Here is a 15,238-nt window from a genome sequence, read left to right as displayed (position 1 = left end):
GTTAATAAAATATAATTCATCTGACTAAACTCTACTTACCGTCATTTGGGGCAAAAATATCGGCTAATATTGACTCAGGAGGCAAGCCAATTTGTTTATTAAATTCTCCGTCTGCATTTAGATAAAAAGTAGCTGGAGTTGCACGGGCACCTAAAGACAGCATGGTTTTATAGTTGTTAATTAGCTTGTCACGGATCGTTTTTTCTGGGTTCTCAATTGGTTTTATAGACTGAAATAATCCTGAGCCAGCTAATTTTTTCAATTGTTCTTCAGGATTATCCGCGCTTAATATGGCCGCGGCTTTTCCTAAGCTGTCTGCTTTTAAAATACCGACTAAAATATGACGAATTTGCACTTTTCCTGAATCAACCCAAGGCCGTGCCTTATCCCATAACTGCTTACAATAAGGACAATTGGGATCCGTAAAAGTGTAAACAATACGCTTGGCTGACGCAGAGCCATCTCTTACCCAATGACTGTTTTCAAGGGCTTGCCAATTCTTAACCGCCTTTGGACCATTAACATAAGCATTCAGCTTTTCTTCACCTACAGAATTACCTTCAGTATCCACTAATGGGCCGGTAAATAAGTACTTTTCGTCTTCAGTGACATACAAAGTAATAGTCTCATTTTGAAAGTTAGCGATATAGCCAGTCATATTTGCCGGCGCTTTAAAAGAACTGACCACTTCACCACCTTGCTGAGTGAATAACGTTAAGGGTGCTGGGTAGTTAACTGTTTCTGTAGCAGTAAGATTTAACGGCAAAAAAATGTAAATAAAATTGATATTTTCATAGGTTTATCCTTTTTTTAAAGGTACGACGGAATTAATTTGATTAAGGTAATAACGCAAGCTAGCTTGAGATAATTCGCCCATATGGCTAGTAACTAACTGCCCTTTTTCATTATAAAATAATGTGGTTGGTAGCCCTGCGGCGCCAGTTTCTCGGCTAACATTGCTAGTGGGGTCGATGAAAACATTTTTTAAATCCAACGCTGTTGAATCAATAAAATTTTTAACACTAAGCAGGCTTTCGCCTTGATTAACAAAGACAAAAACAAGCTCAGGGTTATGTTTTTGAGCGGCTTCTAATACCGGCATTTCTCTACGACAAGGTGGGCACCAAGATGCCCAGAAATTAATAACAACTGGCGTGCCCTTATAGCGTCTTAAATCGACTTCATGGCCTTCAATATTACGTAAAGGTGAGCTAGGCAGTTCGACTGCTGCTTGATAAATAACAGCAAAAAAAGTAGGAATAATTAAACAGAAAAAAGTAATTAATGCCGATGTAAAATAAGCTTTAATGAACAATTTATTACGTCTAGCATAAAACATCAGTACCAAGGCACCAGCGCCCCAACCTGTGCTAGGTATAAAGCCACCATCACTTATATTTACTAATTGCCACCAATTCTCTTGGTAGCTTTGCCACATAGCGATTATAAAGGTCAATCGTGCGGTTAAAAAACCAATAATAATGGCTGTGAATATATACTCTAAAAACTGTTTCTGTTTTGCATTGTTACGTGTTTGAAGATAAGTTATTCCCCAAAACATAAATAACCCTACCAGAGTAATTAATTGTGAAATTGAGAGAACTATCGGCCCTACAGCAATACTTAGCATTTATTTACCACATCTTTTTTCCATTAACTTACCAATGATAAATCGCTAATATTAAGCCAACATTAAGAAAAAGTTCATTCGCTAAACCCTGCTAAAAACTTAATTTATCGCTTGTTCTCCTGCGCTTTTTCACGTTAATCTTAGCGGCATAAGAATTGTATTTGAGCAAAAATGTATATTTTATTAGTTGAAGATGATGCTGTTATTGCTGATGCCATTAGCACTTTTTTATCGGGTGAAGGTATGGCTGTGGAACATGTTGCTTCAATAAGTCATGCAAAAAATATCTTGAATAAAAGCAACTTCGATCTCTGTATTCTTGATCTAAATTTACCGGATGGAAATGGTATAACGTGGCTAACATGGCTGCGAAAAAATCAACACTCATTGCCGGTACTAATACTCACGGCGAGTAATTCAATTGACGACAAAGTAACAGGATTAAAGAATGGCGCTGATGATTATTTGGTTAAGCCATTTGACCTAAGAGAGTTATTAGCGCGTTTGTACAGTATAAAGCGACGCACAACCGACAGACTAACAAACACCATTTCACATGGCCTGCTGACTTATCACTTAGAACAACACAAACTATTAATTAATGACAAACATATCCCCTTATCTCGGAACGAAGATTTACTTTTAAAAATATTTCTTAACAATCCACAACGTATTTTATCTGAAAGCCAATTAAAAGATGTTTTATACGGCACATGTGACGACGTAGCCAGTAATGCCCTGAATGTACATATATTTAATTTACGTAAAAAAATAGGAACTAAAGGCATAGAAACTATTCGGGGTTTTGGATTTCGACTAGGCTCAATTGAAGTAACTGAACAATGAGCTTGCGCCTTCGCCTAACAATATTAGTGGCAGCCGTATTTATTGGTTTTTGGCTATTAGCCAGTGTTTGGATGGTGACGGGTCTTAGTCATAAATTAGACGTCAGCTTTGATAAACGTCTAGAATCTACCGCTATAATGCTAAGTAATATATTAGCGCATGTGCCACAAAGTGCTATGTCAGCCTCTTTACCAGCAATAATGGAAGCCAATGAAGTTGGTACGGCAAAGGGATTAACCTGTCAAATAAGCTCTTTGCACGGCAGTATTATAGCAACAAGCAATAGCAGCACTTTTCCCAATAGCACAGCAGTTGAATCTGGGTTCCATTATATTCAAGCTGAAAGTACAGCGTGGCGTACGTTCACTTTAATCACCAGCCAACATAAAATAACCATTGCAGATAAGGTTTCTGAGCGTGATTCTTTATATTATGATCTGCTTAAAAGTATTCTTATTCCCCCTGCATTAGCGATTTTAATTACGTTAGGTTTATTATGGTTTGCAATTGGTACAGGCATAAAACCGATAATGCTACTAACTTCAGCACTCGAAAAACGCGGTAGTGAAGACCTTGCTCCCATTCAAATACAGCAACCATTAAAAGAACTGCAACCACTGATCAACAGCCAAAATGCACTAATGGCACGATTAGCTGAAGTGATATCAAGAGAGAAGCAATTTACCAGTAATGCTGCACATGAGCTTAGAACACCGTTAGCGGGTATATTGGCTCAAGCCCAACTTGCTGAACTAACAACAGGAGACAAGCAACAGCGAGCTTTATTGCAGGTAAGTAAAAGCACAAAGCGTTTAAATTCTATATTAGACAATTTACTTTTACTGGCAAATATTGATGCAATCACCCAAGTCCATACTGACGAAACTTGGTCAGTTGAATTACTCATTAAAAACATGATAAATGAGACAACGCAAGGTAGTGAACGTATAGCTTATTCAATACAAGGAAAAGAACTCATATCCGTTATCCCATCAGCTATGATCGCTATTGTTTGCCGTAACCTGCTCGATAATGCTTTAAAATACAGTCCCCCAAAAACACCTGTTTTAATGGCCATTAACGTTACAGAAAGCCTTTTAAATATTAATGTTAGCAACACGGCTAATGTTACCGCCACAGACATTGACAAAATGACTACGCGCTTTTGGCGTAGCGGTTCAGCAGAGGGTGCCGGTCTTGGCTTATCTATTGTAGATACCATAGCGATAAACTATAAAGGCTCAATTACACTGGCAAATAATGGTAATACTTTTGTAGCTCAGTTCTCAATACCTTTGACAGAAAGTAAAATAGCTTAAAATTAAGAACATATCGTTTTTAATACGTTAACCCTTTCACAGCCAACGAGTTTGCAATTGTATGAACGCAGCAATAGTAGATCTATCGGTCATGGAGCTATGTATAAAGGTGGTGATTATTTCCCTGTTAATTTACTAACAAAATTGCCCGTAAATTTATTAATTAAAGTTGAATCTCATGTTCAGAATTAGCTTAACTTTCAAAGTAATGATTAAATACTTTTCTATTAGGACAAAAAAAATGATGTAAAATCACGGCGACTAGGCTCGCAATTAACGTTGAACAATAGGAATATAATGAGGGCAATAAACAATAAACTTGTGTGTCGATTTCTACAGGTACTTTTAGCTTTCCAAAATACTCATAATAACTTCTAAATACCAATTGTTTTAGGTCACATTTAGCCGTGAATTTTAATGTCTGCTTAGTAGATTAGAAGTCATAAGGGAATCATCAAAATAATGAGCGCACAATATTCGAATGAGATAGGCACATGATCTGAACACCCTAATTATAGGTTTATTCAGACTGAAAGGACTATAAAGCGCACAAAGTTAGCATTAATAATTTGATGATGAACGACCGCAATGGTGGCTTAGCTGTCCAATTCAGAGGTTTTTGAAAAGTAATGTCAATGTCTGCTGTTGGCACAGAGCCGTCCTTCGGCTCAAACTCATTTTTGTCCAAAGGTGAGTTTCAATCTTTGTTGTCACAATTTTTCTTTGGATAGGCACGTTGATTGAATCTAAGTTTTGATCTTTATTGTCATACATACCTTCTATTGACACGAAAGGAACGGACTGGGAAGGCAAAAAAAGTTTCAAACATTATTGTTATGCATACTTAAAAGTGTAACATCTCCTTTAATGGTTAATATCTGCGGTTGTAAGGGTGAACTGAACTAAAGCATAGTTCTTATAGAGGTAGTACTTTCTGTGCTGATTGGAATCTAACAGAGGCGATGTTGCCAAACTCATTTCTGCCCCTTTTCGAGTTAGCAAATTGCATATTTTGCAAATTGGTTTTGCCCCTTTTCGAGTTAGCAAATTGCATATTTTGCAAATTGGTTTTGCCCCTTTTCGAGTTAGCAAATTGCATATTTTGCAAATTGGTTTTGCCCCAAGACGTGTTAACGTAATTACTCTATAGGTCGGCTTTGAGCGATAATCGGTCATTGATACTGGCTAAATATCGTCGTTAATAGATTGGTTAAACTGCTCTTTGCGCATATATTCATGAAAATGAGCGCCGAGCGCATATTGTTCTATTTAACTTTTCTTTAAAGTTTTAGAAAACTTAGTGATAGTAATACCTTAGGTTATTTGTTAAAACTATATAATGTAGAAAAATGAGCGTAGCGTCGGCAGAAATATGCGCGATGAGCGCACTATTAAATTGTTATGTGTAATGGAGTAGATGGCATGGAGTTTCAGACGATCCCAATAATGCGGATTTTCGATGAAGATAAAGCAAAAGAGTTTTACCTTGGCTTTCTCGGTATGGAACTAGATTGGGAGCATCGTTTTGAGGATGGTTACCCAATTTACATGCAAGTTTCGCTTGGCGATTTTGTTTTACATCTGAGTGAACACTCTGGTGACTGCACACCGGGCAGCAAGGTCTTCGTTAATGTAAGCAATCTTGATCAACTTTTCGCACAAGTTACTGCAAAGCCTTACAAATACAACAAACCAAGCATTGAAGATGCCCCTTGGGGTGCAAGGTGTTTTACCGTAACAGATCCGTTTTCAAACAGGATATTGTTTAATGAATCAGCAGACACATAACAATCAAATTTTATCGCCAGCAAAAAGCGCTGGCTGCGACGTCAACCCGCTGCGCGGCTTTCCGCGCTAAATTTGGGCGTTAAGCATACGAGGAACCATGTCCAGTGAAGTCACCGTGGCTAAAATATGAATCGAGGTTGGCAGACTGGATGAAACAGTTTGCTAGCGAAAAGTTGTCGTTCACTAATGGTTTTCAAGCAATCCCTGGCTTTCCTTCAAATGGATTTCGTGCTGATGGGCTGCTAACTGATGGGAATGTTGTTATAGCCTTGGAAGTGGAGGTAAAACAAACTCACCCTGATACAAATGTTGGAAAATATTGGCTCTTAAGCCAGTATCAAGCTTATGAAAAGGTGATTTTGTTTCATGTTTATACTCCAGAGTACACATCTTATCCTTGGCGCCTTCAGCTAGGTCAGTTTTATGCCTCAAAAATGGCGATAGAGTTGCCATTTGAATATGAACTAGTCGATCAAAGAGAAGCTATCGATACGAACTCATCATTTGAAGCAGTAACTAGAATTCTAGAGCAAAGAATACTCGGTGAATTCGGAGTAATTGCTGGTAAGTCGCAAAATGCTTAACAAGTGCAGGTTGTCGGACGTGTGCTACGCTGCGCTCCGCACCCNCCCGCCGCAACTGCAGGCGTTATGTGCTCTAAGGTATCTCATGCTCTCAATCACCAGTGAAGATAAAGAGAATCAACTTAAAAGTTATTGTCAGCATTGGCTGAGCTTATTAGCCACAAATCAATTTGAAGACGCAGAAAAGCTCATTGATATAAACAATAACTATGGTGTTGTATGGGCAGAATCTGAACTCAAAGACGCTGTGCATGATTACTTTGGTAGCGATGCCCCTGTGAGTTTTCAAAACGAAAATATAGCGAATTGTTACCCTGAGTTTTTAGAAACCGATTCAGGCTCATTGATCTTCGGCTTTTATTTACCCGCCAATGGCGAGATAACCGACCTAACTGTTGAATTTGAGTTTGTACCAATTGGGAACAACAATTATGCTGCAACAATCAACGATGTTCATGTTCTGTAGCATGTACGCACATAACAAGCGCCAGCACATCGCGCCTGCGGCGCTGGACTCGCAACAAGTTGCTCGCCCGTGTGGCGGGCGTTAGCTTTGCGGAGGCTTTATTGACATTTTAATATTAGTTATCGCCTCAGTATTATTCTTTGTTTTGGTTATAAAGTTGGAATCAATGATTCCCATCAACTTTTTGGACAAAGCAGAAAGAACGTTTAACGACCTAGGTGCAAACGTGCAGGTAAGAACAAATTCTTACTCTCGTTTTTATAACACCAAAGGACGATTGGTAAAAAAGTCGGATATAGCAAAAATCCAAAAAGCGGGTTGTCTTACACTTTTTACATTATCGGATAACGCAATCGATATTACGGTGCATCCAGCTAATAAAGATACTGTGTTTGAAAAAGCTAAAAGTATATTTAAAGAGGCTCAAGTTGTTGAAATTGATATACAAAGCTAACAAACCAATTATTCCGACCTCAACTCGCTGCGCTCTTTTCGTCGGCATATTGGGGCGTTATGTTGGAGCAGCATATTGATCGCTCGTATTAAGACAATCAGTTTTGGGGTATTAGTAGCTGCATTAATCATTACGATCACGTTGATGGTAGCCGATGTTGAATTTTATGGGCTCCTCAGTGTTTACGTATTTATGGTTTTATGGAGTTTACACAAGATATTTTTGTGGCTCATCGGTGATGAGTTTGGCATCGCCGTTCAGGTGAAAATTAAGAAAGACGCACCAAAAGCAATTCGTTTCCTTGGGCTGTTATTTGTCTGCTTTGTTTTTTATTTCGTAGCTAAGGGGCTTATCAAGCATGTTTCAACATAACAAGTTGCTTAATTTCGTTCCGGCCACAAACAGCATGGCCTCCACTGGACTGCCTACGCTGCGCTGCGGCAGCCAATTAGCAAAGCGTTAGCACTGTCCACTTATGGCACAGAGCCGACCTTCGGCTCTAACTCGTTTTTGTCCAGAAACGTGTTACATACCAATGTCCACATAAAAAATCGTTTATTTTTGTAGCAAAGCATAATGCGTACAATTATACTGTGTTAATATACAGTGAATTAGGGCGATTATGCTTTGCATTAAATCCACATCTGACTTTGAAATTGAAAGTGTGAAGTACCCTAACTTTCCCCTCTTAACGTGGGAAGTTGATAATTCAGATCTAGGGATTGAATCAGGAATGCTTTGTGTAGAGGCGTTGCAGTTCTTGGTATATGAGTGCTTAAAACGAGGTCGAGTGAATAGTGAGAACACTTGGTGGACGTATGGCAATCACCTAGCTCAATTCCTGACATTCTGTGAGCAGAACAGTTTGGATTGGCGAGACATTTCAGAAAGCAGTGAAGATGAAATGTTAGTCAGTGCTTATCGTGACCTTTGTGTTGGTGAGTTTGGCATGTCGGTAAATTCAACCAATCAGCATTTAAGAACGATAGTGCGTTTCTATTCTTATGGCGTCGGTAAGTGGTTTAAGTCATTACCTTACTCTCTAGAATCCGTTTCAGTGAATAAAGGCCAGCAGTTTTTAGCTCATACAGAAAGAAATGGTGGTAAGAAATACAGCTCTGATTTGATGATGAAAACCTTTGAGAAAAAAGCTCAATTTTTATCGGTAATTGAAGTGCGAGATCTTTTATCTGCGATTGAAAATTCAACCTTAAAGCTGATGGTTCGCTTATGTCTACAGACAGGAATTAGACGAAAAGAACTGTTGCTGTTTCCCTTGAATATAATAAGAAAGCCTACTGGAAACAGAGCTTACTATGAGGTCAATATTTCACGAACCAAAGGTGAGAAAGAGCGCAAAATACACATCCCGACACGATTGATGGAGGACTTGTGGCGTTATGTCAATGAGGCTCGTTTTCAGAAGCAACAAGAGTCGGAAGTGGAGTCAAATTGCTTGTTTTTAACGCCTGATGGTCAAGGGTGGGCTTCTCAAGGTTCTGCTTTTGGTAAGGCTCTCAAGTCGCTTAAATTACCCTTTCACGTATCACCGCATATGTTAAGGCATACTTATGCAACGCACATGCTGAAAGGAATGTTAGAGCATAAAAGCAGTAAATTTGAACCGTTGATGTACCTACAAGCTCGGCTTGGACATTCAAGTATCACAACCACGATGAAATATTTACATTTGGTTAATGATTTGGTCGATGACTTGTCGATTGAGTATCAACAACAGATTGATGCGATTGTGTAGGTGAAATATGGCGAGACAAAGAAAAAAACTGTCTATTAACAAAGACAAGCTAAAGAAAACATCGGCAGTAGAGTCAACAACTGACACTGCTCAAAATCGAGAAATAGTCCGACCAATCAACCCTGTAGTGAATTACCCGAATATCGGTTCAAAAGGTGGCAATGGTTCTAACGTCAATTTTACTCGTTTCTATGGCAAAGGTTATGACGACATTACAAATCGAGTGTACTACACCGCAAAAGCTCTGCTGAAAAATACCGATGCTCTTAGCGAGGAAACTCAAAAAGGTTATTTTAAAAATGGTTTTTTCCATTTCGCTGAATACCTTACATTATTTAGGTATTCAGCGGGTGAGGACTTAACACAAGATGACATTACGCCAGAGTTGATCGAGCAATATTTACTGCACCTTAGAGGTTGTGAGTTAGGGTATAACACCCTAAAAGGTTACTACACTCATCTCAAGTCAATGCTGATACACATGAGGGACAAGGGCTATTGGTCAGTCATTGATGACATAAACCTAAACAGTGATTTCTTTCCTAAGAGCCCATTTCCAAATTCAAGTAAACGTGCAAAGGGCGAGAAACCACTGACTCCCCATGAAAAAAGGCAGGTGGTGGTTGCGCTAAAACAAGCAATTAAGCCGATTTATCAAAAGACCGAACCACTAACAGGTTATCAGTTAACACTGTGTTTGTTAGCTGTGGCGATTCAGACAGGCATCAACACATCTCCGCTTCTCAATATGACTACCGACTCATTGACCGACCACCCACTTAAAGATTGCCGCAAGCTCTTAACCGTATTCAAAAAAAGAGGCAACTCCACGCAATTGCACAATTTACGAAAATCACAGGAACTTGAAGTAGTGCAAGGAATAAAGCTTGATGTGGCTTATCTTATTGAGGCTATCATTGAGCGTAATAGCCAAGTGAGAAAGTCTATCGATTCCGACTTGTTATTTGTCTATGAGTCTAGAATTGCCCACATAGGTGCCGAGAGAGGTACGGCCTCCTCTCTAGCAGAAAGGCTGCTTAGATATAACATCAAAAAATTCATCAAAGAGTACGACTTAAGAGATGAAGATGGTCGAACGATGAAACTTAATGTAAGCCGTTTTCGCAAGACGTTCATCAATGGTATTTATGAGCTGAGTGGTGAGAGTTTGTTAATTGCTGCGCGGCAAGCCAAACACAGTGGGACAGGAACGCTTGACCACTACCTGCAAGCTCCCGAGCAATCAAAGCGCAACTTGGGCTTAATGGGTGAGATACGAGTTAAAGAGCTAACGTGCGCAGAGCCAAGCGTCCCTGTAGGGCATTGTAAAGACCCTAAGAATGGCGATAAAGCACCGAAAAATGGCTCGTTCTGTAATGACTTTTTAGGCTGCTTCCGCTGTAAAAGCTTCGTTATTACAGGTGATGATTTGTATAAACTCTTTAGTTTTTATTGGGCGATTATTCGAAGCCGTGACGAGTTTGGTCGTAAAGACTGGAAGCGTCATTTAAAAAATGTTCTAAGAATCGTAGATGAAGAAGTTGTCCCTGAATTTGCTAAGCTTGGCCAGCTACAGCGTGTAGAGACTGAAAAAGAACGGGCAAGATCTAATCCACATCCGTACTGGCAAAACCTTGATATGTTGAAGGTGACGCAATGAGTTCAATTGAGTTAATACTCACACAAGCTGAGTTTGCAATTCAGCAATGTCCAAAGCCAAGCACCAGTGCGCTTGAGCAAGTCATTGATGGCTCTCTAACGGGTATCGTGACCTACATTAAACTCGCCAATGGTGAATACCAAACGCTATCTCGATTTGAGGAAGATGTATGGGTGTTTCCTGCTAGTAAAGGTACGAAAGCAACTATAGCAAGTGCATTAAACCTTACTTTTTCTACGATTGATGATACTCAAATGAAGCGCATGGCAAAGTGGGTAATCTGGAGCAAATTCAAAAAGGGGTTAGCTCTTAATACTCTTGTGAAAACATTGGACAAGTTGAAAAGTTATTTTCAGTGGGTTTTAAGTTCAGATACTACAGTTACACATGGGCTGACAGCTTTTACCTCAAATGCCTACGTTAGGCATGTAAATACCCTGCACTCAAAACGAAAAGGCGAGACTAAACCACTGACAGCAGTCACCAAGGTGGATAGATTCCGCATTCTAGAAGACCTTTATTACCACTGCAAAGAGTTTGATTTTGTCAAAGAGCATCCTTGGCCTCAATCAACCGCTAATGAGCAAGCAGGGTATGTTGGTGAAGCGTATCGGGAAGCCATTACCAAAGGTAAGACCCCCATTATTCCAAATAAAGTGCTAATTCCGCTGTGCCAGTTTACTAAATCATACCTAGATAAAGCTGATGAAATTCTGAAATCGTCAAAAAAGAGAGAAACATTGCTACTGCGAGATAGCTGTATCTTCTGGCTGTTACTCACAACGGGTATGCGTATCCATGAAATATTAGGCATTAAGCGTGATGCGTATCGCTCTGAAACGAAAGGTGACACCACTTACTACCACATCGAAACTGTCTCTGAGAAAACACATACAGGGTTAGCTGAGTGGATTGCGCCAAGGATAGCCACGGAAGCGATTGATATTCTTGGCCGTTTGAGCGCTCCACTTCAAGATCAACTTGAGTGTGATTTACTAAAAGCGAAAGCAAGCAACGATCATGTGGAAGCACATCGACTTGAGGAAATATCAAACCACATCTGCCTATCGAAAAACCGGGGAAAAGGAAACGCAATTTACCTATTGTCAGGGGTGGCAATGACTAACGCTAGGTTGCCAAACTTATGTGAACAGATAGGGAGTAATTGGAACCTATCAGCGCACCAATTCAGACGTACCTTTGCTAATTATGCGGTTCACTCTGAATTAGGTGACTTGAGAGCATTAAAAGATCACTTTAAACATTGGTCAATTACCATGACCACTTTGTATGCCTTTAATGATGCTTTGGATGCTGAATTGTTTGAAGAAATGCTTCGAGAGAAATATCTGGTTGAAGAAGAAATTAAGCAAGATTGGTTTGAACTAGACACGCCTATCACTGGTGGCGACATAGCTCAAAACATCATGAAGGTCCGTGAGGATAAAGAGTTAATTAAATCTTTTGGCTCTCTTAGTGCTATGGCAAAGGCATACTCTAGCTCCATACCAATTCGCTCAACAGGTATTGGGTGGTGCACCAATGATGATGAGTGTAAGTGTGGTAAGCCTGATAGCTGTGAAAGCGGCATTGTAGATAAGCGACACCTGCCTTATTGGGAGGGAATGCTAGTGCAGCAAATGAAACTGATGCAATTGGATGATATTGGTGAAGCTGGTAGAGCGGCGGTAAAAAAAGGCATGGAACGCTGTGAAAAGGTTCTAGTGGCATTGGGTATTGATGTTGAAGCTATGAAGCAAGAGATTAACGAGAGAAAGGATATCGAGGTGATAAATGTCTAACCAGAAAGAAAAAGCGACACATAAAGCGGTTCGACTTGCCATTGTTCGAATCGAAAAAGGTCGTCCAAATACTGTTTCTCATAAACGTAAAATGAGTGTCGCTGCCGTTGCCGAAGAAGCAGGTGTAAGTCGAGCATTGATTCACCGTGATTGCCCTGAACTATTAGAGCGTATTAAAGGCGGTGTAAACAAAGACATTCGACAGCAACGTGATGCCAAACAAACTGAACTTAATAAATACAAAGACCGCAATCGAGAGTTGCGGTCTGAGGTGGCAGAATTGAAAGCTATGCTCGCTAAAGTTCAATCACAAAATGCTACGTTAATACGAAAAAACATGGCTCTGAGCAATGCTCGTGCGGACAATAACAATGTAACGCAACTAATATACAGCTAATTGCCTGAATTTAATGGTAATAATTTCAAATTAAGGTTACTTTTGAGATAGTTAAAAACATCCAAAAGTGTAACCTTAAACAAAGTTATATAAAACATAAGGTTAGCTACAGTTACATGTAACGAACTATTTATAATTATTGTTTTCCGACAAGAGGCATAGGATAGAGCATTATTTATACCGAGGTGTTTCGGAAATTGATGATAAAGAAAATGATGGAAAGCTCCTACCTAAAGGAAAAGATCCATCTGTACCTGTTTATTTTGGACAAAAGGGTGCTTGCTTTGGTGGTGGTTATACTTTTGGTAGTTCAGAGGGGAATGCGGTTAGGGCGCACCAAGTTGAAACAGGTATGAATAACGGCTGTTATATATCAACTAGCAGCTGTAAAAATGTTGCTAGGAGATTTGCGACCATTGGTAATTTAGTTGACGGATATATCTATACTCTCGATTCTACTTTATTCTCTGAATATGGAGTTATAAGCCATATTCTTCCCGGATCAGAAAATACTGGTGAATACGAAGTATCGATAAGAGCTAAAAATAATGGTCCAATACCAAAAGAAGTTATTATTAACAAGGAAATGGTTAATGCCATATAACTATAAAACAGTTGGCTTTTGCTCCTTCGTCGCTTATTTTAGCCAACAATTTTTTGCCTCTTAGCAAGGCGTTGAGGTTGTAGAATTACTCTTTTTAGGAACGTATTCTACTATTTCAAATTGATTGCTTTTTAACCTTGAACCCATCCGTTCGCTGTGATCTAATAGATATTATTCACCCACGGTAAACCGTTATGGCTAACTACAAGCCTGACTTATCCTGTCAAAATAAATTCATTCCTATCAATTTCGCTGAGCAAATTTTGCCTGGCACCTTTGAGTATGCCCTTTGTTATATTATCGAAAATAAGCTCGATTTATCGGGATTTGACGCGTGGTACAACAATGACAAAACGGGCGCTGCTGCGTATCCACCTTCGGTAATGCTAAAGATTATTTTACTGGGCTATGCACATGGTTTGATCAGTAGCCGCAGAATTGCTAAAGCGTGTGAGACGAACATTTTATTCATGAGTGTGTCGGGAGATATCCAGCCACATTACACATCTATAGCGGGTTTTGTGGCTAAAATGCATGAACAGATTGAGCCGCTTTTTACGCAAGTGCTGATGATATGTGATGAGGAAGGCTTGATAGGCCGCAACATGTTTGCCATTGATGGGTGTAAATTAAAGTCCAATGCGAGTAAAGAGTGGAGCGGCACATTCGATGAGCTAGGTCGCAAAAAAGCAAAACTAGAACGCGCAAGCAAACGTATTATTGAACGCCACCAATCACAAGATGGACTGGGCGAAGAGTTGATAACTCAGGACTTAAAACAAAAAGAAAAGCTGGATAGAAGTGCAGGTAAAATCACCGAGTTTTTAGCCACTCACGAAGAGAAAACAGGCAGTAAAGGCAAGCCTGTTAAAAGTAATATCACTGACCCAGATAGTGCGAAGATGACGACCTCAAAAGGGACAATTCAAGGCTACAACGGCATCGCGATAAACGATGATAAACATCAAATCATCCTGCAAGCACAAGCGTGGGGCTCAGTGGGCGAACAACAAACTTTACAGCCAGCCGTTGCACAATTAAAACAGCAGCTTGCTAAACTCAATACAGAAAAAATGGCAGATAAACACACCATCAAATTTACCGCAGACAGTGGGTTTAACAGCGAAGTAAATCTTGAGTTTATGGCGCAAAGTGGGTTCGATACCTACATTGCGGATAACCAATTTAGAAAACGAAATCCGCTATTTAAAGACAGCGAAACATACGAAACAGAGCAAGAAAAACGGCGACTAAAACGCAGCAAAGGCAAGCCTCGGTTATTTACCTCAGACGATTTTCATTATGATGAGACAACGCAAACATGCCGCTGCCCTGCAGGCAATGCCATGTGGCGAAGCGGGGTCAATGTAAACAGCCATAACCAGCAATACACGCGATTCTGTGGTTACTTAAAAGACTGTAAAACATGCCCGCTACAGCAGCAATGCATGCGAAAACCACCGATAGAAAGAGGACGACAAGTGCAGTTTATAAATAATGAATCGCGCAAAAAGCTGAGCTATGTCGATAAGATGAAAGTTAAAATAGACAGCCCAATCGGACGACGACAATACAGCAAACGGCTCGGCTGTATTGAACCGGTGTTCGGGAATATTACAGTGAACAAAGGCATGAATAAATTGACCTTACGGGGTCAAGCGAAAGTAAATGCGCAATGGCAATTGTATTGCCTTGTTCATAATATAGAAAAGCTGAAAAATACGATACATTAAAAAGGGGAAGCCCTTTTAACCTAAATTAAAGCCACTCAAACACCCGTAATCCCTTCCAAAACGCCAATTAAAACAATATCAAACACTTCTATATTCTGCATAAAAATATAGTAATCAATTGAACCAAAATAGGAACTCAGCTATGGTTTGTTTATCAATAAAAACAAATTTAAAAACGAGTTAATCTACAGGCTCGTTA

General features: G+C 39.6%; 15 protein-coding genes. 13 read left to right on the top strand and 2 right to left on the bottom strand.

What is annotated here, in order from left to right; genetic code table 11:
• Nucleotides 1-31: 31 nt before the first annotated feature.
• Nucleotides 32-766, bottom strand: coding sequence for a thiol:disulfide interchange protein DsbG (gene dsbG, locus L659_RS0122610; protein ID WP_024592050.1), 735 nt, complete (start codon nucleotides 764-766; stop codon nucleotides 32-34).
• 33 nt (nucleotides 767-799) lie between these two features.
• On the bottom strand, nucleotides 800-1,630 hold the full coding sequence (locus tag L659_RS0122605) for a TlpA disulfide reductase family protein (RefSeq protein ID WP_024592049.1): 831 nt from the start codon (nucleotides 1,628-1,630) through the stop codon (nucleotides 800-802).
• 171 nt (nucleotides 1,631-1,801) lie between these two features.
• Here L659_RS0122605 and L659_RS0122600 point away from each other — a divergent pair, with 171 nt between their 5' ends.
• From L659_RS0122600 to L659_RS0122535, 13 genes are all read left to right on the top strand, one after another.
• Nucleotides 1,802-2,476 (top strand): response regulator transcription factor, encoded by a 675-nt coding sequence (locus L659_RS0122600; RefSeq protein ID WP_024592048.1) that lies wholly within the window; start codon nucleotides 1,802-1,804, stop codon nucleotides 2,474-2,476.
• Entirely contained in the window at nucleotides 2,473-3,795 is a 1,323-nt protein-coding gene (locus L659_RS0122595; RefSeq protein WP_024592047.1) for a histidine kinase dimerization/phospho-acceptor domain-containing protein, read from the top strand. The genes L659_RS0122600 and L659_RS0122595 overlap by 4 nt, the downstream gene beginning before the upstream one ends.
• A gap of 1,401 nt (nucleotides 3,796-5,196) precedes the next feature.
• Entirely contained in the window at nucleotides 5,197-5,583 is a 387-nt protein-coding gene (locus tag L659_RS0122585) for a glyoxalase superfamily protein (protein WP_331271004.1), read from the top strand.
• Nucleotides 5,584-5,732: 149 nt separating this feature from the next.
• Nucleotides 5,733-6,167, top strand: coding sequence for a hypothetical protein (locus L659_RS0122580; protein ID WP_063529658.1), 435 nt, complete (start codon nucleotides 5,733-5,735; stop codon nucleotides 6,165-6,167).
• 85 nt (nucleotides 6,168-6,252) lie between these two features.
• Nucleotides 6,253-6,633, top strand: coding sequence for a hypothetical protein (locus L659_RS0122575; protein ID WP_024592043.1), 381 nt, complete (start codon nucleotides 6,253-6,255; stop codon nucleotides 6,631-6,633).
• Nucleotides 6,634-6,799: 166 nt separating this feature from the next.
• Nucleotides 6,800-7,087 carry a hypothetical protein gene (locus L659_RS0122570; protein WP_024592042.1) on the top strand — a complete coding sequence of 96 codons (288 nt, stop codon included), beginning with the start codon at nucleotides 6,800-6,802 and terminating at the stop codon, nucleotides 7,085-7,087.
• Nucleotides 7,088-7,162: 75 nt separating this feature from the next.
• Nucleotides 7,163-7,459, top strand: coding sequence for a hypothetical protein (locus L659_RS0122565; protein WP_024592041.1), 297 nt, complete (start codon nucleotides 7,163-7,165; stop codon nucleotides 7,457-7,459).
• Between the two features lie 250 nt (nucleotides 7,460-7,709).
• Complete coding sequence (locus tag L659_RS0122560; protein ID WP_024592040.1) at nucleotides 7,710-8,843, top strand: tyrosine-type recombinase/integrase; 1,134 nt, start codon at nucleotides 7,710-7,712, stop codon at nucleotides 8,841-8,843.
• 7 nt (nucleotides 8,844-8,850) lie between these two features.
• Nucleotides 8,851-10,503: a phage integrase SAM-like domain-containing protein gene (locus tag L659_RS0122555; RefSeq protein WP_024592039.1), complete on the top strand. Its 1,653-nt coding sequence runs from the start codon at nucleotides 8,851-8,853 to the stop codon at nucleotides 10,501-10,503.
• The gene (locus L659_RS0122550) at nucleotides 10,500-12,305 is read left to right on the top strand and encodes a tyrosine-type recombinase/integrase (RefSeq protein WP_024592038.1); all 1,806 of its coding nucleotides are present in this window, start codon (nucleotides 10,500-10,502) and stop codon (nucleotides 12,303-12,305) included. The genes L659_RS0122555 and L659_RS0122550 overlap by 4 nt, the downstream gene beginning before the upstream one ends.
• Nucleotides 12,298-12,702: a hypothetical protein gene (locus tag L659_RS0122545; RefSeq protein ID WP_024592037.1), complete on the top strand. Its 405-nt coding sequence runs from the start codon at nucleotides 12,298-12,300 to the stop codon at nucleotides 12,700-12,702. Before L659_RS0122550 ends, L659_RS0122545 begins: the two co-directional genes overlap by 8 nt.
• 139 nt (nucleotides 12,703-12,841) lie before the next feature.
• Complete coding sequence (locus L659_RS0122540) at nucleotides 12,842-13,306, top strand: hypothetical protein (protein ID WP_050581782.1); 465 nt, start codon at nucleotides 12,842-12,844, stop codon at nucleotides 13,304-13,306.
• 194 nt (nucleotides 13,307-13,500) lie between these two features.
• Nucleotides 13,501-15,039: a transposase gene (locus L659_RS0122535; RefSeq protein ID WP_024592035.1), complete on the top strand. Its 1,539-nt coding sequence runs from the start codon at nucleotides 13,501-13,503 to the stop codon at nucleotides 15,037-15,039.
• The last annotated feature ends 199 nt before the right edge of the window (nucleotides 15,040-15,238 follow it).

Source organism: Pseudoalteromonas sp. S8-8 (assembly GCF_000497875.1).
Lineage (GTDB): Bacteria > Pseudomonadota > Gammaproteobacteria > Enterobacterales > Alteromonadaceae > Pseudoalteromonas > Pseudoalteromonas arctica.
This window is presented reverse-complemented; position numbering and strand designations above follow the sequence as displayed.